General features: G+C 55.7%; 23 protein-coding genes and 1 pseudogene. 3 read left to right on the top strand and 21 right to left on the bottom strand.

The annotated features are described in order from the left end of the window. Positions 1-250 precede the first annotated feature (250 nt). Positions 251-331 carry a polyketide synthase docking domain-containing protein gene (locus AB5Y67_RS06010; protein WP_368175128.1) on the top strand — a complete coding sequence of 27 codons (81 nt, stop codon included), beginning with the start codon at positions 251-253 and terminating at the stop codon, positions 329-331. Between the two features lie 456 nt (positions 332-787). Here the strand turns inward: AB5Y67_RS06010 and AB5Y67_RS06005 are convergent. The 8 genes and pseudogenes from AB5Y67_RS06005 to AB5Y67_RS05970 form a co-directional block, all read right to left on the bottom strand. Beyond that, a pseudogene (locus tag AB5Y67_RS06005) lies at positions 788-1,612 on the bottom strand (GNAT family N-acetyltransferase); the annotation flags it as partial. Further along, on the bottom strand, positions 1,612-2,226 hold the full coding sequence (locus tag AB5Y67_RS06000) for a glutathione S-transferase family protein (RefSeq protein WP_199428672.1): 615 nt from the start codon (positions 2,224-2,226) through the stop codon (positions 1,612-1,614). The gene AB5Y67_RS06000 and the pseudogene AB5Y67_RS06005, both read right to left, overlap by 1 nt. 36 nt (positions 2,227-2,262) lie before the next feature. Further along, positions 2,263-2,901, bottom strand: coding sequence for a pyridoxamine 5'-phosphate oxidase (gene pdxH / locus AB5Y67_RS05995; protein WP_199428671.1), 639 nt, complete (start codon positions 2,899-2,901; stop codon positions 2,263-2,265). 176 nt (positions 2,902-3,077) lie between these two features. Then, the gene (locus AB5Y67_RS05990; protein ID WP_325793609.1) at positions 3,078-5,267 is read right to left on the bottom strand and encodes a reprolysin-like metallopeptidase; all 2,190 of its coding nucleotides are present in this window, start codon (positions 5,265-5,267) and stop codon (positions 3,078-3,080) included. Positions 5,268-5,572: 305 nt separating this feature from the next. Further along, entirely contained in the window at positions 5,573-5,911 is a 339-nt protein-coding gene (locus AB5Y67_RS05985) for a hypothetical protein (RefSeq protein WP_080768659.1), read from the bottom strand. Beyond that, entirely contained in the window at positions 5,890-7,863 is a 1,974-nt protein-coding gene (locus AB5Y67_RS05980; RefSeq protein ID WP_199428363.1) for a reprolysin-like metallopeptidase, read from the bottom strand. Before AB5Y67_RS05980 ends, AB5Y67_RS05985 begins: the two co-directional genes overlap by 22 nt. 253 nt (positions 7,864-8,116) lie before the next feature. Further along, entirely contained in the window at positions 8,117-8,446 is a 330-nt protein-coding gene (locus tag AB5Y67_RS05975) for a hypothetical protein (protein WP_139410658.1), read from the bottom strand. Then, complete coding sequence (locus AB5Y67_RS05970; RefSeq protein ID WP_199428362.1) at positions 8,443-10,419, bottom strand: reprolysin-like metallopeptidase; 1,977 nt, start codon at positions 10,417-10,419, stop codon at positions 8,443-8,445. Before AB5Y67_RS05970 ends, AB5Y67_RS05975 begins: the two co-directional genes overlap by 4 nt. A 215-nt stretch (positions 10,420-10,634) precedes the next feature. Here AB5Y67_RS05970 and AB5Y67_RS05965 point away from each other — a divergent pair, with 215 nt between their 5' ends. After that, complete coding sequence (locus AB5Y67_RS05965; protein ID WP_047434271.1) at positions 10,635-11,846, top strand: RsmB/NOP family class I SAM-dependent RNA methyltransferase; 1,212 nt, start codon at positions 10,635-10,637, stop codon at positions 11,844-11,846. Between the two features lie 81 nt (positions 11,847-11,927). On the opposite strand, the gene AB5Y67_RS05960 is transcribed toward AB5Y67_RS05965, so the two are convergent. From AB5Y67_RS05960 to AB5Y67_RS05935, 6 genes are all read right to left on the bottom strand, one after another. After that, positions 11,928-12,311 carry a RidA family protein gene (locus tag AB5Y67_RS05960; RefSeq protein ID WP_139473745.1) on the bottom strand — a complete coding sequence of 128 codons (384 nt, stop codon included), beginning with the start codon at positions 12,309-12,311 and terminating at the stop codon, positions 11,928-11,930. Positions 12,312-12,380: 69 nt separating this feature from the next. Further along, complete coding sequence (gene pflB, locus AB5Y67_RS05955; RefSeq protein ID WP_199428361.1) at positions 12,381-14,675, bottom strand: formate C-acetyltransferase; 2,295 nt, start codon at positions 14,673-14,675, stop codon at positions 12,381-12,383. Positions 14,676-14,719: 44 nt separating this feature from the next. Next, a complete protein-coding gene (gene tdcD / locus AB5Y67_RS05950; protein ID WP_199428360.1) occupies positions 14,720-15,928 on the bottom strand; it encodes a propionate kinase in 1,209 nt (402 codons plus the stop codon). 200 nt (positions 15,929-16,128) lie between these two features. Next, the gene (gene tdcC, locus AB5Y67_RS05945) at positions 16,129-17,460 is read right to left on the bottom strand and encodes a threonine/serine transporter TdcC (protein WP_019444738.1); all 1,332 of its coding nucleotides are present in this window, start codon (positions 17,458-17,460) and stop codon (positions 16,129-16,131) included. A gap of 11 nt (positions 17,461-17,471) precedes the next feature. Beyond that, a complete protein-coding gene (gene tdcB / locus AB5Y67_RS05940; RefSeq protein WP_005334660.1) occupies positions 17,472-18,476 on the bottom strand; it encodes a bifunctional threonine ammonia-lyase/L-serine ammonia-lyase TdcB in 1,005 nt (334 codons plus the stop codon). A 359-nt stretch (positions 18,477-18,835) separates the two neighbouring features. Further along, the gene (locus AB5Y67_RS05935) at positions 18,836-19,180 is read right to left on the bottom strand and encodes a Grx4 family monothiol glutaredoxin (protein ID WP_005353650.1); all 345 of its coding nucleotides are present in this window, start codon (positions 19,178-19,180) and stop codon (positions 18,836-18,838) included. Positions 19,181-19,468: 288 nt separating this feature from the next. Between AB5Y67_RS05935 and sodB the strand changes: the two genes are divergently transcribed. Next, a complete protein-coding gene (gene sodB, locus AB5Y67_RS05930) occupies positions 19,469-20,053 on the top strand; it encodes a superoxide dismutase [Fe] (RefSeq protein ID WP_005334664.1) in 585 nt (194 codons plus the stop codon). A gap of 112 nt (positions 20,054-20,165) precedes the next feature. Here sodB and AB5Y67_RS05925 read toward each other — a convergent pair whose 3' ends face one another. The 7 genes from AB5Y67_RS05925 to ccmD all read right to left on the bottom strand — a co-directional run bounded on the left by AB5Y67_RS05925 (position 20,166) and on the right by ccmD (position 26,079). Then, a complete protein-coding gene (locus AB5Y67_RS05925; protein WP_005334673.1) occupies positions 20,166-20,978 on the bottom strand; it encodes a VacJ family lipoprotein in 813 nt (270 codons plus the stop codon). A gap of 85 nt (positions 20,979-21,063) precedes the next feature. Then, complete coding sequence (ccmI, locus tag AB5Y67_RS05920; protein WP_123172601.1) at positions 21,064-22,332, bottom strand: c-type cytochrome biogenesis protein CcmI; 1,269 nt, start codon at positions 22,330-22,332, stop codon at positions 21,064-21,066. Beyond that, positions 22,329-22,808: a cytochrome c-type biogenesis protein gene (locus AB5Y67_RS05915; protein ID WP_064340931.1), complete on the bottom strand. Its 480-nt coding sequence runs from the start codon at positions 22,806-22,808 to the stop codon at positions 22,329-22,331. The genes ccmI and AB5Y67_RS05915 overlap by 4 nt, the downstream gene beginning before the upstream one ends. Before the next feature lie 11 nt (positions 22,809-22,819). After that, a complete protein-coding gene (locus AB5Y67_RS05910) occupies positions 22,820-23,350 on the bottom strand; it encodes a DsbE family thiol:disulfide interchange protein (RefSeq protein ID WP_064335794.1) in 531 nt (176 codons plus the stop codon). After that, on the bottom strand, positions 23,347-25,302 hold the full coding sequence (locus tag AB5Y67_RS05905) for a heme lyase CcmF/NrfE family subunit (RefSeq protein WP_101529891.1): 1,956 nt from the start codon (positions 25,300-25,302) through the stop codon (positions 23,347-23,349). The genes AB5Y67_RS05910 and AB5Y67_RS05905 overlap by 4 nt, the downstream gene beginning before the upstream one ends. A gap of 82 nt (positions 25,303-25,384) precedes the next feature. Further along, positions 25,385-25,876 (bottom strand): cytochrome c maturation protein CcmE, encoded by a 492-nt coding sequence (gene ccmE, locus AB5Y67_RS05900; protein WP_005334685.1) that lies wholly within the window; start codon positions 25,874-25,876, stop codon positions 25,385-25,387. Continuing rightward, positions 25,873-26,079: a heme exporter protein CcmD gene (gene ccmD / locus AB5Y67_RS05895; RefSeq protein ID WP_019444732.1), complete on the bottom strand. Its 207-nt coding sequence runs from the start codon at positions 26,077-26,079 to the stop codon at positions 25,873-25,875. Before ccmD ends, ccmE begins: the two co-directional genes overlap by 4 nt.

The raw sequence follows: 26,079 nt of genomic DNA, 5'->3' as shown, positions 1-26,079 counted from the left end.
TTCCACACAACGGCTGGTCATTCTGAGTACCTTTGTCCAAAAATGGGAGGGTGCACTCAGGAAAACGAGCAGCAAACTGCAGCTGCAAGGCGGTTAGCGTAGCCGGGGTGACCCTGTTCATCGCCTCGCGGTAGGCCAGCCAGAGGGCGGGAGCCTCCCGCGCCAACCGCTCAAAGGTCAGTTCGGGCGTTTGATGCCAACAGCCATCCAGCTCGTCGACCAGCTCCGGCAGCTCCACCAGCAGCCGTAACTGCTGATAGCGTATCTGCGGCGAGTCACCGTTGCCACCCAGCGCCTGCGCCATCAATTGGTTGAACCAGTGGCGCCGTGATGCGCGCGCCTCGCGGCTAAGCAGCTCGGGCCCCAGCCGCTGCAGCGCGGCCAGTTGCAGCAGCCACGCCAGCCCCTGTTCATCCCTGTCTTTCAGCAAGACGCCGCCAAGATGGGACAACTGCTCCGGTTCGGCCTGCTCCAGCAGTTCGACGGGGTAACAGTGCAGCTCCAGAGACCTCTCAAGATGCGGCGGGCAGCGAATAGAGCAGGACTCCTCCCCCGCGCCCCTCTCATCAACAAAGAGCGAGATGGCCAGCTTGCCGTTGGCACTCTGCCGATTGCTCGTTGCGGGATCCCACAGGATCACCACGGCGATCCGCTCATCAGCAAGCCAGCGGGAAATTTCCTCGGGCAAGGGATTGGGCAAGGAGGGAGCGCGATCCAGCCGCCAGTAGCTCACCTCACACGGCTGGCGACCGCTGATATGGCGCCGCCCGCGATAGTGCATGCCCACTTTTGCCATCACCCGGCCGGAGGCTAAATTGTCTGGCATATGGCGAGCCGTCAGCGCAGGCAGTTGCAGTTGGTCAAAGGCGAACCCCTTGACCAAGCTGGCGGCCCGGGTCGCCAGACCGCGATTCTGCCAGGGCACGCCCACCCACCAGGCGAGCTCGCCATTCCAGTGCAGGGAGATCACCCCAAGCAACGCCGCACCTTGCTCCTCTGGCAAGGTGATGGCCCAGCTCCAGCCAAGGCCAAGCGCCGCCTTGCGCCAGCTGAGCGCCAGCCAGTCGCGGGCCCCCTCGGGCGGATAGGGGTGAGGAATATTGAGGGTGTAGCGCGCCAGCGCCTCGTCGCTGCAGTAGCGCACTATCTCGCGCTCATCGTCGGCCTGCAGTGGTCGCAATACGACACCTGATAGCGAATGCCCCTCAGCCAGGGTCGGCACCGTCACGCGGCGCACCAGCAGGCGATTGAGCACGGCGCCCAAATCGGCCTCGGGGGTGAGCGGCAGATCGGCCCCCACAGGGCCAAGGGTGAGCAGTCCCTGCTCCTTGGCGAGGGTCAATAGCGAGGTAGAGGCACTGATCAGAACCTGGCGGCTGGGATCAACATGAAAATCCGCCAGCAGATCCCCATCGAGCCAGGCAGCCAGCAGGGCCCCCGGGCAGAGCACCCCGTCAGGAGGACTGCTCGCCCAGGGAGCATCGGTTTGATCGAGGGCGGCAGCCGCCTCTTTGCCCAGCAGCAGCTGCCAGCGATGACCTTGCTGCTGCCAGTGCAGCAACAGCGCAGCCCACTGCGGTTGCCACAGACTGGCCTCGATCAGCAGTTCCATCAGCTGGCCTGACAGGCCGCTGGCAGCGTCAGATGGCGGGGATGGGCTTCGATACGGGCGATCCAGCTACGGATAGCGGGCCACCCCTGCAGGGAGAAGATCCCCTCCTCTGCCACGTGGGTGTAGGCATAAAGGGCGATATCGGCGATAGTCGGCGCATCACCGCACAGATAGGGGCTCTGTTTCAGCTGCTGCTCCATTACCGCCAGCGCCTTCTCGCCACCGGCTTTCAGACCGTCGAGCCGCGCCTCCTGCGACTCGGGTCGGCCGAGATAGTGAACGATAAAGCGGGCCACCGCGATGTAGGGCTCATGGCTGTACTGCTCAAAGAACATCCATTTGAGCACCTCGGCCTGCTGGCGCGGATCGGTTGGCCACAAAGACGAGCCCTGCGCCAGATAGAAGAGGATGGCATTAGATTCCGCCAGCGTATCGCCCTGGCCAATCTCCAGCACCGGGATCTTGCCGTTGGGGTTCTTGGCCAGAAATACGGGGGTACGGGTATCCCCCGCCTGAATATCCACCTCAACCCACTCAAGGGGCAGCTTCAGCCAGCGGGCCAGCAGCCACACCTTGTAACAGTTGCCGGAACGCAGATCACCATACAGACGCATACACACTCCTTGTGAAAACAGAATTGAACAGCGCGCTCAGGGTGCCAGACGCTCGATATGCCAGCCATCCCCGTCGCGGGTGTAGTAGAAGCGGTCGTGCAGCCGGTGCTCGCCCCCCTGCCAGAACTCCACCGTCTCGATCACCACTCTGAATCCGCCCCAGAAGCTCGGCAGCGGCACTTCGCCATTGGCAAACTTCTGCTTGAGCTCAAGGAACTTGGCCTCCAGCACGCCGCGGGCCGAGATGCGGGTCGACTGCTTGGAGACCCAGGCAGCGATCTGGCTATCCTTGGGACGGCTGTGGAAATACTTCATCACCTCGAAGGTGCTCATCTTCTCCACCCGACCGGTCACATGCACCTGTCTGTCCAGCGTGTGCCAGGGGAAGAGCAGGCTGATACGAGGATTGCCTGCCAGCTGCTGCGCCTTGCGGCTGCCCATGTTGGTGTAAAAGACCATCCCCTGGGCATCGTAGTGCTTGAGCAGCACAGTGCGCTGCCAGGGCTGACCATCGGCATCCACCGTCGCTACCACCATGGCGGTGGGATCGGTCAGTTTGGCCTCACAAGCCTGCGCCAACCACTTCTCGAACAGCGCCAGCGGCTCGGCCGGCAGATCGGCCCGGTGCAGCCCGCCACGGGAGTATTCACGGCGCAGATCAGCAACATCCATCATCTTGATTTTCCTTCAAATAAATAATGGTTCCACGACCATCAAGAGAGTGACGCAGGCATTGTGCGCTCGATAAAGCGACCTTGTAAACCATACAAAAAAAGCGAAGAGGCTAACGCCTCTTCGCTTGGTTTATCAATTTACCAAAGATGGGTAATCTCACCCTTGGGTTATCTGGTTTAGTAGCTCATGATCTCACGACGACGCAGCAGCGCAGCGATACCAAGGCCCAACAGCGCGAACAGACCGGTCGAACCGCCGCCACCACCGCCGCCATTGCTTTCAGGCTGGGGAGCCGGTGTATCACTGCTCTTGGTCGCCAGTTTTGGCGTAATGGCATAGAAGATATTGTCGCTACAGGCCAGCTTGAGGCGAACAGCGCTGCCAGCATTGGCCGGAATGGTCACCTCATGGGCGCCATTGTTGTTCACGCCATTGACCAGCGGCTGCCAGCTCTTGCCTTCATCGTTGCTATAACTGATATCGACCCGCTGACAGTTGATGCGGCCACCGTCGGTTCCAGCTACTTGCCAGTTCACTGTGGTCGGGCTGCCAACCAGAATACGCTGGTCAGGGGCTGGCAATATCTTGAAGGTTTGTGAACCTGTATCGACCACTTCGACCGAGGTCTCATCATAGGCACCACCGCCTTTTCCATCACGGGCCACCAAACGGAAATTCAGAGTACGCGGTACATTGACCCATGGATCGCCCTTCTCTTCATCTTTTATTAGCTCAGGCTGTTGCAACATAAATCGTTCATATCCCCTTAGCTGAGTAGCCAAAGAAGGAAAGTGACGTTCAGGAGACGTTGTAGGCGCTACAAAACGATATAAGGGTCCATCGTTCAATTTCCCATAGTAAATATCAGATGCACTCTCTGTCGCTCGACCAAGATCAACCTGTTCCCAGCTAAAGGTCATTCCATCTTCACCAGAACCAATCCCTGTGAGTGAAAATGCAGTTCTAACAGGAATAACTTTTGATTGCGATGCTGGTGAGATATTCACATCAATATCTTGCTTGAACATAGGCTCAACAACGCCACAATTATCTGGACGGCTGGCTAGCACAGCAAGCATCTGCTCAATGGACTTGCTATGAAAATAACCAGTCGTTTTAGATTGCAGATTTTGTGACCCCATGCCAACTCTGCCCGGATAACCCATGATGGTCGCACCGCTACCAACCTCCCAAGCGGAATTAGCTACACGTCCGCCTTGGTCGACATTAAAGATATGCTCTGCACCGAGCTGATGACCCACTTCATGCGCAAAGGTATCGACAAACATCGCATCGATCTCTGCGATTCCCGCTCCCGAGCTGCCATTACCGGCTCCACTCATTGCATTAGATCGCAAGTTTCGACCAAGGGACTTATTCCCGAAATAATCCAGATTTGGAGCTGCGCACAGCGTCCCCCATGCCAAGCCAGAATAATTAGTCGTCATCAGCACGTGGCCAATATCAAACTCACCTAACTTTTTCGCAGGATTGGTTTCTCTTTGAGCCAACAGTTGAACAAGCTCATTTCGATGTGCATCATCACGGTCTATTGTAGGCGTGGTAAATGTGCGGTCTTTATTAGTTCCATTAAAAAATAGATCTGTGTCCGGATCGTCAAAAATAATATTATCATTGCCATCAGCCAAGATAAATTTTATACCGAGATCACGCTCATATATCTCATTGACTCGAACCAGCAATGTTACAATAGATGACAACGCACCTATTTTACCATGAAATGAGGTGGTGTACTCTCCAGTGGTAGATATCGCAATCCGATATATTTTTATTCCAGGAAAGTTATATTTTTGTGCTGCTTGCTTAGTTGCACTATCTAACAATGAGCGCTTTTTTTCACTTTCATGCTCACTTGTATTATTCTGCATCAGCTCTTCATGATGCCCATTTTTTCGCGGCTTTACATTTTTCTTGTAATAAACAGAATAAAGACCACTACGTTGAACATCAATAAACACCTGCTCCCCTTGGTGCATAAACATGCCATTAAAACCACGTGGGGAAATATCAAAACTACCGGTATTATTTTCATTGCCCACTTCATGGCCTTTAAAGGTCATGATATCCGGATACTTGGCGGCCAATACAGGTGGCAACACCGACGAGGGCTGCACTTCAAATTGCACCATTCCACCATTTGGTAATGGCAAAGTAATCAGCGTATCGCCAGCACGTAGATTTTGAATAAACTCTTCATCGACCTTAAAGCTGGTATAGGCACTAGTTGTGACTGTATCAGCCGCCTGCCTATTGTGTGCTTCGACCATATGCCATGGGGATGCCAGCGCGATATTGGCTGACATTGCGATGACAACTGAGATTGCATTTATTGTGAACTTCATCATTATTAATCACCTGACTGAACAGCCGGCGAGAATAACGTGACGAAAATCACAATTCAACTTTTTCAATAAAAATTAAATGAATTTTATTTCATTTAAAGTCATGCAGTTAGTGAGTTATAGTTTATAAATAGCTCATTTTGTTAGCATTTTCAGCAGTTCTTTTTAATAGAGTTAAAACTCCAAAAAAATTATATGGAGGCTCATATGTGAGTCATCGAATCATTCCCATGAGGCTATAACTATGTTTGGAATATTAGAGTTATAACTCCAATCATGCCGATTTACACGCCGTTGTTGAACAGCCACTACGGCCTTGAAATCGCCTCCGGCATGCACCTTTCCAGCATCTGTCGGTTATATCGGGTGGCATAGTCAATCCGCTGCTCAAACTCCGACTCCTTGCCCATCTCAATCACATCACCGAACCCTTTCAGATAACGGACTCCGCACCGGGTTCTCGCTTCTGCTTGCAATGACTCCACAACCCCCGGAGCCATACCGCCGCGCCCGCCACGCACGATGAGCCGATAATCTTGAGCTGCAAGACTTTCATCTATTGCCTCGGTCAGTGATGCGGCCACAACAGGCGCTGCGCAGATATATAGAAACAGCAAACTGACGGCTAACCGTAATACCTGCGCCATCCGGCTGCCCCTCCCATCAGGAGGATCACGATAAGATTCACTGCACCACCACCACCACCACCACCGCCGCCACCCGCATTGTTGTCGGTAATGACCGTTGCACTTTCCGTAGTGGCAGACGCATTACCTCTTATCCCATTGATAGAGAAAAAAATATTATTGCTGCATGCCAGCTTCAGCCTGGCCGTGCTGGTCAACGGTGCAGGCAACACCACACTGGCCGAACCGTTATTGGCAAGCCCGCTTGCCAGCGTAGTCCAGGTAGAGCCGCCATTCTGTGTCAGTGCCAAATCCACGCTGGGACAATTGATAGGAGGCTGATCGGTCCCGGCAACATTCCATGTCACTAGCTGAGTGCTACCCGCCACCATGGCGCCGATCTGCGGAGCTGTGATGGCAAATGCAGCGCCGGTATTGATCACCTGAACCACCATTTCATCACTGCTCACCGCCCCCTGACCATCACGTACGGTAAGGCGGAACTGGAGATTGCGATTGGTCGCAGGCCACGCCTCTCCTTTGGCCAAGACACCCGATATCAGAGAGCTCATGGCGGGCAATGTTCTGCGGGGATCCGATGTCGGTGAAACAAAGCGAAACAGCGGGCGGGTTCCATCATCCACCATGGTTGCCACGCTGTAGGATGCATTGCCAAGATCAACCTGCTCCCAGGTGTAACTGAGGGGATGACCATCCAGATCCAGCGCACTACCGACAAGAGTGAAAGGCGTATTGGCGGGGATCACCCTATCGCCCCCCGCATCCACAACCGGTGCGTTATTGGCAAGCGCAAGGTCGGTGCCGCAGGAGGGCAGAGAGGCCATCAGAGCCCGCATCTGCTCGATCGACTTGCTGTGAAAAAAAGGTGTGCTGTTAACCTGCAGATTCTCCTCACCACAGATCCCGGCATAGGCCATGATGGTCGAGCCACTGCCCGGTTCCCAGGCTGAGCTAGCCTTGCGACCCGTGGCACAACTGTCGGCCATGCCATTGAAGGAGTGCTCTGCCCCCAGCTGGTGCCCCAATTCGTGAGCCACATAATCAATAAAGAATGCATCGCCGATAGGCTGTGAGCCTCCGGTCATACCCCGTGAACGACTGAAAGGGTTGCATAAAGATCTCAGGGTCGCCACCCCGCCGCCTGATGTCGCCAGCAGATGGCCCAGATCAAAAGAAGGATTGAGCAACACCCCCTGTTGGGTCTGGTTGATGGCGATATCCTGGGTCGAGTTGGTGAAAGGATCCGTCGCAGGATCGGTGAAAATCACATTATCCGTATCAGCTGCAAGCTGAAACTCGGCCCCCACATCACGGCGATAGACTTCATTGACCCGATTAAGCAGTGTTGCAATGGCCGAGAGTGCTGCAACCTTGGTACCACCGTGATACTGGGTATATTCCCCGGTTGCCGAGATGGCGATAGTGTAGCGCTTGCGCAAATTGCCATCGACCAGCACAGCTCGCTCACGCTCGATACCATGAGGATCAATCACCTGATCCACATCCTGTCGCCGCCAGGCATCTTGCTGTTCATAAACGGCATAAGAGAAACCGTCCTGAAGCGGATCGACATAAAAGGTACGCCCCTGATAGGTAAACATACCGTGAAAACCATGTATGGTGACATCAAATCGGCCTGTATCCGCCGCCCGATCGATAGCCTTCCCACTGTAAGTATTGATAGAAGGGTAGCGCTGGGCCAAAGGCTCCGGGAGCAAGGCATTGGGATGAACATCAAACTGCACCGTAGTGCCATCCGGCAATGGCAAGGTCAATACACTGGCGAGATGCCCGGGTTCAAAAGGCTTGTCAGGAACCACCACTCTGACCTTTTCAGCTCGCACATCATAGACCCCTCCCCTTTCCAAGTTTTCATCCATGAAGGTCCACTGTGGTTCTGCTGCAACCTGAACAGACAAACTGGTGATAATCACCGCAATGCCATGCTTCATAGAGCCTCCTTGCCCTACCTTGGTGACAACAAGTATGGTGCAGCGTCAATTGACGATCTGCGTGACAGACAGAAAAGAAAATTCGCACAAAACTTCTGTCACGCTGAAAAATCGTGCTATACCCGCGCTCCCCATCTCAGGCAATACAGACTGGCCCCATTCAACAACGGAAAAAAGTGAAGGCGCCATTGGCGCCTTCACGGATAGATAGGGGGATGAATATCCCCTCCATTTGGATTGGTTCGTTGGTGTATTACTGCTTGCCAGCGCCCGATGCTATTGGGCAATGAATCAGCATACGCTGGTTATACTCGCTGGCGTAAGCACTCAACTTGGCATGTATCTCTTGCTGACCGGGCCTTATCACATCGCCCAATCCATCCAGATAACGCTTTCCACAGCGCGCCTTGGCCTCTGCCTGCTGCTCGGCTGCAATACCGGGGGCGAACTCTCCCCGCCCGGCTATCACTATCAGGCGGTAATCCTGCCTGGCGAGGTTTGCACTCAGCTCCTGTTCCAGCGTGCTGGCATCGGCCTGACAGCCGCCGAGCATGACAAGCAGCAACAGAGGGACTCCCTTCATGTGCGCCTCCGTTGACAGCCGAGCAGCGCCAGAGTCAGCGTCCACAATCCGAGCGCCCCGCCACCACCGCCGCCACCTGAAGTCGAGCCACCTTGCACCAGAGGCAATTTGAGGGGACTGATGGCAAAGAAGATATTGTCGCTGCATGCCACTTTCAGCCTGACGCTGCTGGTGAGATCGGCAGGCAACGTTACCGTTGCTGCGCCGTTATTGGGTTGTCCGGCGGCGAGCATTGTCCAGCTGACGCCCTCATCCTGGGTCACCGAGATGTCCACCTTGCTGCAACTGATCGGCGCCACAGTTGTGCCCGCCACATCCCATGCCACTGCCTGACTGGCCCCCGGAGTGAGAGTCACCCCGTAAAACGGGTTGGTGATGCGAAATGCCGCACCGGTATTGATCACTTGCACTTTCATGTCATCACTGGCAACGCCACCCTGACCATCACGCACCGTCAGTCTGAAATTGAGATCCCGGTTGGTAGTCGGCCAGACCTCTCCTTTGGCAAGCGTGCCGGAGAGCAGGGATGGCAAACTCGGCAGGATCCGCTCCGGCGATGCCGTGGGAGAGACAAAACGAAACAGCGGCCGGGAGCCATCGTCAATCATGGTGGCGGCACTACTCGATTCAGTACCCAGATCGATCTGCTCCCAGTTGTAGAGCAGAGAATCATTATCCAGATCTCCACCAGCCCCTTTTAACATAAAGGCCGTATTGGCAGGGATCACATAGTCCCCCCCTGCTGCTGCCTGCGGGGCATTATTGCTCAACGCGAGTGTGGTTCCACAAGTCGATACGGTCGCCATGTGCGCACGCATCTGCTCGATGGACTTGCTATGAAAATAGGGGTCACTGTGAGTCTGGATATTCTCATCACCACAAATACCGGCATAGGCCATGATGGAGCTACCACTACCTGGCTCATAGGCTTGATTGGCAACCCGGGTACCTGCACCGCAACTCCCGGTAGTGCCGTTGAAGGTATGATCGGCACCAAACTGGTGGCCAATTTCATGAGCCACATAGTCAACGAAGAAGGCATCTCCTACCGGTGTGGGTGAACCCGACATCCCACCAGACTTCTGATTGGTGCAGAGCACTGCCAATCCGGCCAGACCGCCGCCATTGGTATTCAGGACATGGCCGATATCAAAATTACCGAGCTGCATATTGGTAAAGTAATAAGCCTGTACCCCGATATTGGTCTGCGCATCCGAATTATCATTGGCAAACAAGTCGCTGGCCGGATCGGTAAAGATCAGGTTGTCATTGCCACTGGCCAGCACGAATTCGGCGCCCACATCCCTTTGATAGACCTGATTGACGCGGTTGAGCAAGGTCGCAATCGCCGCCATGGTAAGCGCTTTGGAGCCACCGTGGTATTGGGTAAATTCTCCTGTCGCCGAAATGGCAATGACGTAGCGCTTGCGAACATTGCCATCCACTTGCACCTTGCGCACCAGTTTGCTGAGCTTGGGCCCTATCACCTCATCTGCAGCCTCTTCCAATCGACTATGGGCATCCTGCTGGTAATAGATGGCGTAACCTTCGGCATTGCGCAGCGGATCGACAAACACCATCCTGCCCTGATGGCTGAACATGGCGTGGAAACCTTGCGGCCCCAGATCGAAGCGCCCCGTCTCTATCGGATGCGCCGGGTTGTGACCCTTGAAGGTGCGGATCTGCGGATACTTGGCGGCAAGATCTGCAGGCAGCAAGTCGTAGGCTTCCAGAGCAAAGGTGACCTCCCCCCCATCGGGCAGCGGCAGGGTCAGCTCACTCGCCCCGGCTTGCAGCCCGGCAAAATAGTCGAGCGGCACCTTGGCCACCCGAAACTGATTAGCCCGCACCTCATAACCTTGCTCCGCAGTCGCTCTGGCGGCTACCGTGCTCCACTCGCTGGCCATCAGGCTGGTTGACCCCAACAAACTGGCCACTAACAAGGCCAACGAACACTTACTGGTCACATGCATCTTTGTCATCCTTGTAGTCATGCACTTTTTTGAACCATTACCGGCATCATTATCCCGCCGAATCAAAAAGCCCGGCGCCACTGTTTCAGCCACTCACCCATGGGGAGTGTTGCGCCAACCCCGTCTAACCCCTATCATTGCGCGGATTTGTCAATTTTAGAACTGCTCCTCTTCACAAAGGTGCGGTTCATCTTTATCTGGCCAAGGTTAATCTCATGCTCAAATCCCCACTGTTGCCCCGTTTCGGGGATCTGGTCGTTGCCATTGTTGACGATGTGCTCGGTCAGGGTCTTACCCTCGACCGCGCTTATGCCCGTCACTTCTCCGGCATCGAACTCAAACCGCAAGAACAGGCAAGGATTGCCCTGGTCACCGGCGACCTGCTGCGCCGTCTCAGCCTCTATTGTTTCCTCACCGGTATTCAGGTGCGTCAGGCCGAAAAGAATGTCTGGCCGCTGCTTCACAGCTGGCACGCATTCCACAAAATTGCCCAGCCCAACCACCCGACCCTGGATCGCTTCAATGAAGAGGCATTCCGCCGCCGTCTGACCGAGGCGAAGAAGAACCCGGTATTGATGGATGGTTGCCCGAGCTGGCTGGAGAAACTGGGCAGCGAGCAGCTGGGTGAAGCCTGGCCTGCCGAGCGTGCAGCCTTGGCCTGGATGCCCAAGCGTTACCTGCGGGTCAACACCCTCAAGTGCACCCGTGATGAGCTGCAGGCCATGCTGGCCAAAGAGCAGGTCACCACCATTCCGGTTGAAGGTGTGGAGACTGCCCTGCAGGTCACCTCCGACGCCGCCCTGTTCCGTACCAAGGCCTTTGCCGATGGTTGCTTCGAACAGCAGGACGCAGGCTCCCAGCTGGTTGCTGCCGCTTTGGAAGTTGCCCCAGGCATGCGCGTTATCGACGCCTGTGCCGGTGCTGGTGGCAAGACCCTGCATATCGCCGCCATGATGCAGGGCAAAGGCCGTCTGCTGGCAATGGATGTGGAAGAGTGGAAGCTGGAGAACCTCAAGCAACGCGCTCGTCGCGCCGGTGCCCACAACGTGGAGACCCGGGTCATCACCAGCAGCAAGACCGTCAAGCGCCTCAAAGAGAGCGCCGACCGCGTACTGCTGGACGTGCCCTGTTCCGGTCTTGGCGTCCTCAAGCGCAATCCGGATGCCAAGTGGCGTGATACCGCCGAGCGTCTGCCGGTGCTGGTCGCGCTGCAAGAAGAGATCCTGCAGCGTTACAGCCAGATGGTGAAAGTCGGCGGCCTGCTGGTTTATGCAACCTGCTCCATCCTGCCCGAGGAGAACCGCCAGCAGGTGGACAAGTTCCTCGCCGCCAACGAAAACTTCCGTCTGCGTGACGATCACACCGTGAGCCCGTCCGAGACCGGCTTCGACGGCTTCTACATGGCTCGTATCGAACGGATCGCCTGATCTGCCCGATGACCATATAGACAAAAGCGGCTGCCATTGGCAGCCGCTCTGTTTTGGCTTGCTGACACACTCCCGATGGGGTTACAGCGCAGCAATCGCCTCTATCTCGATCTTCACATCCTTCGGTAACCGAGCCACTTCTACGCAGGAGCGAGCCGGATACATGGCATCGTGCTCGGTGAAGAAATCGTTGTAGACCCGGTTAACCGCAGCAAAGTCGTTCAGATCCGAGACAAACACCGTGGTCTTGAAGATGTTGCGCACCTCGCCGCCTGCCGCCTCGACAATCGCCTGTACGTTTTGCAGGGAGCGCAGGGTCTGCGCTTCGATCCCCTCCGCAATGTCACCGCTTACCGGGTCCAGCGGGATCTGACCGGAGGTGTATAGGATGTTGCCAATCCGGGTGGCCTGCACATAGGGGCCGATGGCGCTCGGCGCCGCCTTGGTAGTGATAACCTGTCGCATCTGTTACTTCCTCGTGCTGACAAACAAAAAGTAGGCCCGGAGCAAGCCTGCTCACCCCGGGCATGAGAGTTACATCATGTTGGTGAAGGTTCTGGAGATGACGTCCTGCTGCTGCTCGCGGGTCAGGGCGTTGAAGCGCACCGCATAGCCGGAGACCCGGATAGTCAGGCTGGGGTACTTGTCCGGATTGTCGATGGCATCCAGCAGCATCTCGCGATTCATCACGTTGACGTTGAGGTGCTGACCCCCTTCTACATCCCGCTCATGGTGGAAGTAGCCATCCATCAACCCCACCAGATTGCTCTCGCGATTGGCGGGTTCCTTGCCGAGCGCCCCCGGCACGATGGAGAAGGTGTAGGAGATCCCGTCCTTGGCGTATTTGAACGGCAGCTTGGCCACCGAGGCCAGCGAAGCGACCGCCCCCTTGCGATCCCGACCGTGCATCGGGTTAGCCCCCGGCGCAAAGGGCGCACCGGCGCGGCGACCATCCGGGGTGTTGCCGGTCTTCTGGCCATAGACAACGTTGGAGGTGATGGTCAGGATCGACTGGGTCGGCACCGCATTGCGGTAGGTCGGCAACGCCTGGATCTTCTTCATAAAGCGCTCGACCAGATCGCAGGCGATGGAGTCGGCCCGCTCGTCATTGTTGCCATACTGGGGATACTCCCCCTCAATCACGAAATCGACCGCCAGCCCATCCGCATCGCGCACCGGCTTGACCCGGGCGTACTTGATGGCTGCCAGCGAATCGACCGCTACCGATAGACCGGCGATACCGCAGGCCATGGTGCGATAGACGTCACGATCGTGCAGTGCCATCAGGGAAGCCTCGTAGCTGTATTTGTCATGCATATAGTGAATAAGGTTGAGCGCACTGATGTACTGTACCGCCAGCCAATCCATAAAGCTGTCGAGGCTCGCCATGACAGTGGCGTAATCCAGCACCTCGTCCATGATGGGCGCCACTTTCGGGCCGACCTGGATCTTCAGCTTCTCGTCCACCCCGCCGTTGATGCAATAGAGCAGGGTTTTGGCGAGGTTGGCGCGAGCACCGAAGAACTGCATCTGCTTGCCGATCACCATGGGGCTCACACAGCAGGCGATGGCATAGTCATCGCTCTCGAAGTCGGTGCGCATCAGGTCATCGTTTTCATACTGCAGGGATGAGGTATCGATGGAGACGCGGGCCGCATAGGTCTTGAAGGCCCGCGGCAGCCCTTCCGCCCAAAGGATGGTGAGGTTGGGCTCGGGCGCCGGCCCCATGGTCTTGAGGGTGTGGAGGTAACGGAAAGAGTTCTTGGTCACCAGAGTACGACCATCCAGCCCCATGCCACCAATCACCTCGGTGGCCCAAATGGGGTCGCCGGAGAAGAGGGAGTCAAACTCGGGGGTACGCAGGAAACGTACCATGCGGATCTTCATGATGAAGTGATCAACCAGCTCCTGGGCATCCTGCTCGCTGATAAGCCCCGCCTTAAGATCCCGCTCGATATAGATGTCGAGGAAGGTGGCAGTACGACCGAGGGACATGGCCCCGCCATTTTGCGACTTCACCGCCGCCAGATAGGCAAAGTAGAGCCACTGCACTGCCTGCTGCGCCGTGCGTGCCGGCCCGGAGATGTCAAAGCCGTAGCTCGCCGCCATCTGCTTGATCTGCACCAGTGCCCGCTTGTGCTCGGCCAGCTCCTCGCGCTGGCGGATCACCTGCTCCAGCTGCTCTCCCCGCTCAAGCGCCGGTTGCAGATCGGCAAACTGCAGCTCCCGCTCACGGATTAGATAATCTATGCCATAGAGCGCGACCCGACGATAATCTCCGATAATGCGACCACGGCCGTAACCATCCGGCAAACCGGTCAAAATTCCTGATTTTCGGCAGCGCAACATCTCGGGAGAGTAGACGTCGAACACTCCCTGGTTATGGGTTTTGCGCAATTCGCTGAAGGTATATTCAAATTCGGGATCCATCTCCCGGCCATATGCTTCAAAAGAGCTGCGGATCATATTTACGCCGCCAAATGGATGCAGTGCTCTTTTAAGGGGCTTGTCGGTTTGCAGGCCAACGATTTTTTCCAGCCCCTGCTCGATATAACCCGGCCCGTGGGCGGTGATTGTGGTGGCAATATTGGTATCAAAATCAACAGGCGCGTGGGTGGCATTCTCGATGCGGATCCCCTCCATCACCTTGTTCCATAAAGTGGTGGTCGCTTCGGTGGCATCTGCTAAAAACTGTTCGTCACCTTCATAGGGGGTGTAGTTCTGCTGGATAAAATCACGGACGTTGATCTCGTGCTTCCAGTTTTCACCTGCAAACCCTTGCCATGCCTGACGGAATTTATCCTGATCCAATTGCATATCAACTTTCATCAAATAAACCTCATTCACTACTCATGACACTACAGTGGAAGATGTCAGACGCACTCGGCCTGACGAACCTTCAGCCCCAGACGAATGGCATCCAGCGCGATCATTTTCTCTTCATTGGTGGGAATAACCGTCGCCAGTACCATGGATTCTGCCGCCGAAATTACCCGGCAGCCCTCGCTATTGGGACGCTGGTTAAACGGCTCGCAGATCGCTACGCCAAATACCTGAAGTCGTTCGCATACCAGCTTTCTGATAAAGGCCGAGTTTTCGCCAATACCGCCGGTGAAAATAACGGCATCCAGCCGGCGCAATGAGGTGGCATGGCCACCGATATGGCGGGCAATACGGTGGACAAAGGCGTGGATCGCCAGTTTTGCGCCGGGGTGCCCTTCGTGATAAGCCGCCTCCAGTACGCGCATATCGGAAGAGAGGCCGGAAATACCGAGCAAACCGGACTGCTTATTCAATATCCGCTCGATATCCTCGATGGATTGCCCGGTCTTGCTGGCGATATAGGCCAGCGCACCAAAGTCGATATCACCGCTGCGACTGCCCATAATCAGCCCCTCCAGCGGGGTCATCCCCATCGAGGTATCGACGCTCTTGCCATCCTGTACCGCACAAATAGAGGCGCCATTGCCCAGATGGGCGATGACCAGACCGGCATGCTGCTCATCCAGCCCCATAAATACGCAGGCCTGCTCGGCCACATAGCGATGGGAGGTGCCATGGAAGCCATAGCGGCGCACGCCGTAATCCTGCAAATATTGGTAAGGCAGCCCATATATATAAGCTTCCGGCTTGAGGGTCTGGTGAAAGCCGGTATCAAATACCGCAATTTGGGGCTGGTTGGGAAATAGCTGGCGGGCGGCCATCACGCCGCTTAAATTGGCGTGATTGTGCAGGGGAGCCAAGGGTGACACCTGCTTGATTTTGGCCAATACATGTTCATCAATGATCACGGCTTCACTAAATTCACTACCACCATGAGCAATCCGATGACCCACCAGTGCAATGGCATCCAGCAGATCCCGTTTTTTCAATTCCGCCGCGATGGCAGCCAATGCACAGGTGTGGTTATTTTCAGGTAATGACATAGCGGGCTCTTTACCCACTTGCAATTGGGGATGGGCCGTCTCAATACCATCCGCCATACCGGATATCACCACCTCGCAGGTTTTACTGTCCAGTACCGAGAATTTGACCGACGAAGAGCCGCAATTGATAACCAGAACCAACGAATCAAACTTCATTACATCGCCTCGATATTTATGATGTCGAGTCACTGCAGTCAGAACATATTTACCACTGAGTGTGGTGGCCAAATCACGGATAGCCTTGCCCTGGGCCCACATAATTGGGCCAACCAAGAACAGGTTATTGCGCACTTCTGACTGCGCCATGCAGACCCCGCCAGGGGGCCTGAATGACTGATGACGTGCAGAAAAGGTTTTCAGAACAGCTTGGAAACTATATTCAGGATGGTCAGTACACCGATGATGGTGACAAACAGGTTGCTGGCCTGACCTTTATATTTTGCAAGTGCCGGTGTCTTGCTCACCGCATACATCGGCAGCAGACAGAGCAGGGAAGCGATGATTGGCGCCCCCATTGCCTCAATCAGGTCGAGGATGTTGGGGTTCACATAAGCGACCAGCCAGGTCGAACCCATGATGAACAACATACTGACCATGTTGAGTTTTTTACTGGAAACCTTGCTCTTGTCGCCCTGGTAGCCAAAGCGGAGGATAAGGCCGTTCAACCCTTCCAGCGTCCCCAGATAGTGGCCAAAGAAGGATTTGAAGATGGCAACCAGCGCAATGATGGACGCCGCATACTCCAAAGTGGTGGCAAACGCAGACTTGCTGCCCGTCATTGAGGAGAAGTGGTTGGCCAGATAGGAGAGCACCGGAATGTTCTGGGCTTTGGCTTCCGCCATATTTTGCGGTGACAGGGTAAAGAGGCAGCTGAAGGCAAAGAACATCACCACGGCCACCATCAGCATGCTGGCACCGGAGATAATCTTCGAGCAGCGCTTCTCGGTAAAATCACGCCCGAACTCCTGCTCATACTCTTCCCGTTTGGAGACAATGAAAGAGGAAACAATCGGCGAGAAGTTGAAGGAGAAGACCATGATGGAGATCCCCAGCCAGACGGTAACCAGAATACCATCGTGACCAAACATCGATATCTCGCTCAGATTGACCTGATCAAAGACGGCACTGTTCCAGTACGGGACGAGGGAGAGAGAGATAACGATCAGACTGGCAATAAAGGGAAAGACCAGATAGCTCATCACCTTGACCATCAGATCTTTACCGAAGTAGATCACGAATGCCATCAACATCAACAATGCCAGTGCAACCACACCTCGATTAAGCGGAACCAACTGTAGTTGATGCTCCCAAAATGCCATAAAGGTATTGGTGATCGTCACACCATATATCCACAGCAGTGGGCAGATGGCAAAGAAATAGAGGAAGGTAATTACCACTCCACCCATCTTGCCAAAATGTTCTTCAACGGTCTCGGTAATATTTGCCGATGGATTACTGCCAGAAAGACATAATCTGGCCAACGCCCTGTGGCAATAAAATGCAATGGGGTAAGCCAGCACCAGCATGATTAATATTGGGATCAGGCCACCATATCCGGCCCGGATTGGAAAGAACAAGACCCCCGCCCCGATAGCAGTACCGAACAGACCTAATCCCCATGTGGTATCCGATTTACGCCATGCACGCGTATTCTCTTTACTGCCGGTGACAACACTGTCTAATATCATGACTGCATTCCTTACAGGCTAAATTGACGAATATTGTTCTGTTCGATAATTTCGGCGATACGGGTCAGATCAATATTGCCCCCCGAAATAATGCTGACGGTCTTTTTACCTTCGACATAATGTTTCAGCTTGCCACTGAGCAGCGCTGCCGAGGCCAGAGCTCCCGCCCCTTCGGTAATCACCTTGTTGCGCTGAATAAGGTCAACCATGCTATGACGAATATCATCCTCGGTGACCAGTACAATATCATCCACCAATTGTTTGACGATTTCGAAGGTCAGTGAACCGGGTCTTGCCACATCACAGCCATCGGCCAGCGTGCTGCTGGTTCTGTGATTGGTCATGGTGCCGGCATAGAAAGAAGCCGCCATACCGTGCACATTCTCGGATTGCACACCAATCACCTTGATGGTCGGATTAATAGATTTGATAGCCATGGCAACACCGGCAATCAAACCACCGCCACCGATCGGTACTATGATGTTATCGACATCATACAAATCTTCGATAATTTCCAGGCCAATGGTGCCCTGGCCGGCAATCACTTTTGCATCGTCGAAGGGGGGGATAAATACGCGGCCTTCCATCTCCACGATTTCGCTGACTTTGGCAATGGTGTCATTGAAGCTATTTCCATGGAGGATCACTTTGGCTGAATAGTCACTGGTTGCAGCAATTTTTGATTTGGGGGCACAGCAAGGCATGACCACCTTGGCATCAATTCCCAGCATGGCACTGGAGAGTGATACACCTTGGGCATGATTGCCCGCCGAGCAGGCGACAACACCTTTTTGTCGGTCTTCCAGACTTAATGAACTGAGTTTGTTGAAGGCACCACGAATTTTAAAAGAGCCTGTACGTTGCATGTTTTCAAGCTTGAGGTAAACCTCGCCATGGCAACGTTCGCTGATGTAGTTAGAGGGTAGTTGCGCGGTCTTGTATATATGATTGGTCAGTCTTTTTTTGGCTTCAGTAATATCATGAAGACCAATGGGCAGATTGCTATACATCTTCATCGCAAATCTCTTTTTATTTATTAATTTGTAGGGTTTTATTTCACAGGGCGAAGCGATACTAGGTTCTATCACTTGCAATTAATGTGAGCATAAACACAAAAAAATCTACAAAGAGACTGCGTTACGGTGAAATTATCAAATAATGTGATGGCAGCAACACTTGAATCCAAATGGATTAAAAAAAGTAATCATATATTGGCAAACAATATAATTAACAACTCCAAAACAAAACCGTAAAGATTAGATTTTCCAGGGCAATTGCGTTGCTTTTTGCAACCGGCAATCAGTTGCTTGCCTGCCAGAACCGGGACAATAAAAAAGGGAGCCTATAAGGCTCCCTCTCGACAACACAGAACCGATTACTCGGCTGCAGCATCATCTTTCTTGTACTTGGCAGCAGTCTCTTTGATCAGAGCCTGCAACTCGCCAGCCTGGAACATCTCGATCATGATGTCACAGCCACCGATCAGCTCACCCTCAACCCACAGTTGGGGGAAGGTCGGCCAGTTGGCGAATTTTGGCAATTCGGCGCGGATATCCGGATTTTGCAGGATATCAACGTAGGCAAACGGCTCGCCGCAGGACATCAGAGCCTGGGAGGCCTGGGCAGAGAAGCCACAGCTGGGTAGCTTGGGGGAGCCCTTCATGTAGATGATGATGGGGTTGTCAGCCAGCTGCTGCTTAATCTTTTCAATAGTTTCCATAGGTGCCTCACTAGAGCGATTTCGGCGGCCATTCTACTGCAATCTTGCCCGAGCACAAACTGACAAAGGGGTGACCCGGCTTGAATTGTGCAAAGAACCCACACAGGATTGATCGCGATCATGGCGCCAATCAAGAGTTGTTAGGCCATCTTTGATACTGCTACAATCCCTTGGCTTTGGGCTACCCAGCCCCATCATTTTAAAAACAACTCTTTTCACATATAGAAAAGAGTACGCAATGTCTTGCAACCGTCGCCTTCGCACGGTCCAGCCAATGGAGAGTAGAAAATGGCATTCGAACTTCCCGCTCTGCCCTATGCAATCAACGCTCTGGAACCGCACATCTCCCAGGAAACTCTGGAATATCACCACGGCAAGCACCACAACACCTACGTGGTCAACCTGAACAATCTGGTGCCGGGTACCGAGTTTGAAGGCAAGTCTCTGGAAGAGATCATCAAGACCTCCAACGGTGGCATCTTCAACAACGCCGCCCAGATCTGGAACCACACCTTCTACTGGCACTGCCTCTCCCCGAATGGCGGTGGCGAGCCGACTGGCGCCCTGGCTGATGCCATCAACAAGGCATTCGGCTCCTTCGCCGAGTTCAAAGATGCCTTCACCAAATCAGCCATCGGCAACTTCGGTTCCAGCTGGACTTGGCTGGTGAAGAAAGCTGACGGCTCTCTGGCTATCGTCAACACCTCCAACGCCGGCTGCCCGCTGACTGAAGCCGGTACCACCCCGCTGCTGACCGTTGACCTGTGGGAGCACGCCTACTATATCGACTTCCGCAACCTGCGTCCGAAGTACATGGAAACCTTCTGGGCTCTGGTTAACTGGGAATTCGTGGCCAAGAATCTGGCTGCTTAATCAGCCTCGCTTGCCAAAACGCCCCGCACTGCGGGGCGTTTTTTTATCTCGATATGGCTGCGTAAATGAATAAGGCGCCCGCAGGCGCCTTTTACATATCGAGATAGCCCGTTTACTGGTCCAACTCGTCCATATATTCATCCAGATTGGCATCGTCGGCCTGCTCTTGCTGAGACGCTTTCAGCTCGGTCTGCTTGCCCGTCACCTTGCCCTGGTTATATTGCAGGTAGAAGTCCTTGGTTAGCGCATAGGGGTCGAGGGAGTTGTCGATGATCCGCTCCTGATCGATCAGCTTGGCACGTGTGCCCAAGCCATCCAGCGCCCAGTGTGCGACCTTCATCGGGAAGGTCAACAGGGCATAGGGGAAGTAGAAGCTGTCAATCGCATCACCAACCAGCTCCCGGGTGGTAGTCGGGCCGTAGACAGGCACCATGATGTAGGCACCATTACCGATATCGGCCCTGCCCAGCACTGTGTCCATTTCCAGCTTGTTACGCTCAAGGCCGGCATGTTTGGCCACATCAAAGATACCCAGCAGACCGACCGTGGTGTTGAGGGTAAAGCGCCCCAGGTTGGTGCCCGCCCCCTTCAAATCACCGGTGATCAGATGGTTCACCATGCTGCTTGGCTCATCAAAGTTGGCAACAAAGTTGGCAATGCCATCCTTCACCCCTACCGGAATGTAGCGGGCATAGGCATGTACCACAGGACGTGCCACATAGGGTTCCAGCACATCATAGTTGACCGCCCACATGGCCCGGTTGGCCCCCTGGAAGGGATCGCGGGGATCGGCCGCCGTACTGGTGGCACCCGGATTATTCATGCCGGGATTGAGATCCAGACTCTCTGGGCCAGGCTTGGGTGGGCCACCGGCACAGCCAGCCAGCAAGAGGGCTGCCAGTATGGCCCCTGAACGAAGATACATATGATTGTCCTGACGTTTTATTTTGATTTATCAGAAGTATAGATAACCCGGCTCCTATCCAGGAGCCGGGTTATCCAAAGGCATATTAGAGGGCGTGATCGATGCGGATGTCAATCGGAGCAGCAGGGATCTCGGCCGTCTTGACCGGCACGGATACCCCTTCGAAGGCTCCTTCCTTGTTCATCACATTGCCGCCGCGCGAGAGACGTGCCTTGAACTGCAGCTCCGGATAGGCCGCCAGTTTGCTGCCCTCCATCATGGCATCGCCATCCCCGAGTGACAGGGTAACAGGCAAGGTTGGCCCTGCGATACGCTTCACGGCGATGGGCATGGACGGCCCGTTGGGCACCACGGCAAAGACGAAGAGATGGGCATCTTCCGGCATCTGAATGCCCGCCGCCAACGTGACGTGGATGGGGAATTCCCCCTCCTTCACCGCCAGCGGTTGTCCCTCAACTGCGCCCGCTTTGGCTGCGCCTGAATTCGTCACCTCGATGCCGCGCTGCTTGAGCTGCGCGCGGGCATACTCCATGGAGCGCTCGACCATCACGTAACGGGGAGTACCTTTCTCCATCAGTGGCAACATCGCCTGCCAGCGAGCCAGCGCGGTCTGGAAGTCCTCTTTTTGCAGCGCCATAAAGGCATAGACAGAGCGCGCCTCGATATTGTCCGGATCCTGCGCGATAGCCGCTTGCAACAGGGCATCCGCTTGCGCCTCATCCCCCGTCATCATCAGCGCCTGCGCGTAGGGTACCGCCACCAGCGATTTCTGGGGAGCCAGCGTGTAGGCCCGCTCCAGCGCCTCGCTGGCCATCTCGGGATCATTGCCATCCAGCGCCAAGCGTCCCAGCAGCAGCCAGCCGCGGTAGTCGTTCGGTTCATCCTTGAGGCGGGTACGCAGTGCCAGCGTGAAATCCAGCAGATCCTGCTCGGTCACCTGGGCATCGCGTTCCACCAGAATGCGGTTGCTCAGCTCGCCAAGACGGCTGCTGGCATCTTGCCAGCGACTCACCTCTTGCCAGGAGCCCAACTTGTAGTAGAGCCCCAGACTCACCACCAACAGCACCAGCACACCCGGGATCCAGATCAGACTCTTGCCACTGCGGGCTGTCTGCTCCACATCGGGAATATCATCCAAGAGGCTTCGTTGCAGCTCGACCAGCGAGTCAGACTCCTCAGCCAGGACACCCTGCTCGCGCTCTTCGCCAATCTCCAGCAGCCGCTGGCGATAGAGCTGTTTGTTGAGCGCCGAGCGACTGATGCTCTGTTTGCCTTCACCACGCCACAGCGGCACGACGAGCGCCAGACTCACCAGCACCAGCAAACCCGCAATCACTATCCAAAAAGCGGTCATTGTTTCTCTTCCTCTTTGAGCAGCTCGGCCAGTCGGCGCTGCTCCTCCTCGCTCAGGGCGTTATCCAGTTGTTTTTTCACCGCAGGAGTCCGGCGACTGCGCATCACGACCACGGCGCCACCAATCAGGATCACCAGCAGCGGACCGAGCCAGAGGATCAGGGTGGAGGCCATCAGGGGCGGGTTATAGAGGATAAAGTTGCCGTAGCGGGCCACCATGTAATCCACGATCTCATCTTTATCCTTGCCCTCGCGCACCATCTGGTAGGTCTTGTCGCGCAAGTCCTTGGCCAGCCCAGCATTGGAGTCGGCGATATCCTGGTTCTGACACTTGGGGCAACGCAGCTCCTTGGTCAGTTCGCGAAAGACCTGCTCCTGATTGTCGTTGTCAAAGGTGTAGACATCGATAGCGGCCATGGCCGGCGCTTGCACCACCCATCCCAGCAACAGCAGCAGGGAAGCAATAAATACTCTCATCAAGACTCCCCTCACTTCATGGCATCAAAGATGGGTTTGAGGGTCGACGCCCAGTTCTCGGGGTTGATATCCCCCACGTGGCGATACCGGATGATCCCCTTGCTGTCGATAAAGAAGGTCTCCGGCGCGCCGTATACCCCGAGATCCAGCCCCAGCATGCCGTCCGGATCATAGAGGTTGACCTGATAGGGGTTGCCCAGCTCCGCCAGCCACTTGATCGCCTTGTCGCGCTCATCCTTGTAGTTCATGCCGATGATGGGAATACCCTGTCCCGCCAGCTGTTTGAGGTAGGTGTGCTCGCCATAGCAGGTGGGGCACCAGGTGGCCCAGACGTTGAGCAGCATGGGGCGACCGGTCAGGATACTGCGATCGTGCTGCTTTTTCAGATCGTAAATGTCCTGCAGGGTGAACACCGGCACCTCTTTACCCACCATCACGGACTCAAGCTTGGTGGGATCGGAGTAGAGCCCTTTGAACAAGAACACAGCCCCCAGCAAAAAGACGATAAAGGGGATTAAAAACAACCAGGTCTTTTTGTTCATGCCTTGGCCTCCTCCTCACGACGGCCGAAACGGTAACGCTTGTCGAGCATCGCCAGCACGCCACCAATGGCCATAAAGACGCCGCCGAACCAGATCCAGCGCACGAACGGCTTGTAGTAGATCCGCACCGCCCAAGCACCGTTGTCGAGCTGTTCCCCCAGCGCCGCATAGAGATCGCGGGTGATACCGGCATCGATGGCCGCTTCGGTCATCGGCATCCGGCTCACCTTGTACATCCGCTTCTCGGGCTTGAGCAGGGCGACCTGCTTGCCATTGCGGTGCACTTCCAGCACGCCCTTGAAGCCATCGTAGTTGGGGCCGTTCTTCTCTTTTATCCCGGCAAAGACGAACTCGTAATCGGCAAAGTGCACCCGATCACCCGCCTGCATTCGCAGATCCTTCTCGATGCTGTAGTTCTGGGTGCAGGCGATACCAATGATGCTGACTGCCAACCCCACATGGCCGAGGATCATGGCCCAGTGGCTGTTGCCAAGCTTGCGCACACCGACCGCAAAGCTGTGCTTGTGAGTGGCCCGCGCCCAGGTCTCCTGCACGCTGGTGACGATGATCCAGGCGCCCAGACCAATCCCTACCGCTGCCCACGGCTTGAATGTTTCGGCAAAGAGCAGCGGCAACAGCAAGGCTGCGGCCAGACTCAGCACCAGTGCCACGACCACCTTGCTTTTGAGTTCCCCCAGCTCCTGACGACGCCAGCGAAACAGCGGGCCAACCCCCAGCAGCAGGGCAAACGGGATGATCAACCAGCTGTAGATGTGGTTGAAGAAGGGAGTACCGATAGAGATGCTCCCCAGCCCCAGCTCCTTGTGCACCAGCGGCAGCAAGGTGCCGAGCAGCACGGTCAGCAGACCTGCCACCAGCATTATGTTGTTGCAAAGCAGCAGGGTCTCGCGGCTCCACAGCTCGTGTTTGCCGTGGCTCTTCACCTGCGAGCCTTTGAAGGCAAACAGCAGCAAGGATGAGCCGATCACCGCCAGCAGGAAGCCGAGAATAAACAGACCACGGGTCGGGTCGGAGGCAAACGCATGCACCGACACCAGCACGCCGGAGCGCACCAGGAAGGTACCCAGCAGGCTCAGCGAGAAGGCTGAGAGGGCCAGCAGCACGGTCCACGCCTTGAAGGTGGCGCGCTTCTCGCTCACCGCCAACGAGTGCAGCAGAGCGGTACCCGCCAGCCAAGGCATGAAGGAGGCGTTTTCTACCGGATCCCAGAACCACCAGCCGCCCCAACCAAGCTCGTAGTAAGCCCACCAGGAGCCGAGCACGATACCGAGGGTCAGGAATACCCAGGCCGCCATGGTCCAGGGGCGCGACCAGCGGGCCCAGGTCGCATCGAGACGGCCGGTCATCAGCGAAGCAATGGCAAAGGCAAACGCCACCGAGAAGCCCACATAACCCATGTAGAGCATCGGCGGATGGAAGATAAGACCCGGATCCTGCAGCAGCGGATTGAGGTCACGACCATCTACCGGGAAATAGGGCAAGGTGCGGGTGAAGGGATCGGAGGTGAACAACACGAAGGCAGTGAAACCGACCGAGATCAGCCCCAACACGCCGAGCACCCGCGCCACCGCATCGAGCGGCAGACGGCGACTGAACATGGCCACCGCCGCGGTCCAGCCCCCTAAGGTCAGAACCCACAGCAGCAGGGAGCCTTCGTGGGCGCCCCATACGGCGGAAATGCGATATGCGAGCGGCAGCAGGCTGTTGGAGTTAGTGGCCACATACTGCACGGTGAAGTCGTTATCGATAAAGGCCCAAGTCAGGCAGAGAAACGACAGCAGCAGCAACAAGAACTGGGCATAAGCGAGCGGACGGGCCGCCGACATCATGCCAAGACGCCCCCAACTGGCGCCAAGCAGCGGGTAACTGCCCAGCAGCAGAGCGGTGGCAAAGGCCAGGATCAGCGCAAACTGACCTAATTCCGGGATCATGAAGGCATTCCTTTCAATTGAACGGTGACAACAGCCGCACCAGGTACGGCAGGCAAAGCGGAAAAGGCAAACACCACAGGGATCACTGCTTGGCTCCCTTCAACTGCGCCTCGGTATACTCCGGCTTGAAGTGCATGCCGTTGGTGGCATCGGCCACTTCCGGCGGCATGTAGTTCTCATCGTGCTTGGCCAGCACCTCAAACGCCTCTACGGTCGTGGCATCCTTGAGGGTGCCCTGGGCAACAATCCCCTGCCCTTCACGGAACAAGTCCGGCAGGATGCCGTCAAACTCGACCTTCACCAGATGACCGCCGTTATCCACCAGCTTGAAGGCAACCTTGAGGCTCTGGGGATCCCGCTGCACCGACCCCGGCACGACCAACCCACCGATGCGCAGGCGCTGCCCCTCTTCCGGCTTGATCTTGTCCGGCCCCTTCCCCTCCACCAGCTCGCTCGGGGTGTAGAAGAGGTCGATATTCTGACTGAGGGCGTAGAGCACCAGCCCGCTGACGGTCGCCAGACCCAGGGTAATGGCCAGAATGATAGTGAGGCGTTTTTTGCGTCTCGGGTTCATAGGGTGTTCTCCATCTGCTGGGCCGCCTTGCGACGGGCCTCACGCGCCTGCTTGCTGCGCAACTCACCGAGCAGGCTGCGGGTTTTCATGCGGGTAGAAATGATGATGCCGACCAGACACACCAGCGTCAGGCCAAAAGAGAGCCAGACATAGAAGGCGTAACCGCCCATCGCCATAAAATCACTGAAAGAGGCAAAGTGCAT

Source organism: Aeromonas sp. s12 (assembly GCF_040907925.1).
In the GTDB taxonomy this organism is placed as follows: domain Bacteria; phylum Pseudomonadota; class Gammaproteobacteria; order Enterobacterales; family Aeromonadaceae; genus Aeromonas; species Aeromonas veronii.
Note: the sequence above shows the minus strand (reverse complement) of the source record. Positions and strands in the feature narration are given on the sequence as shown.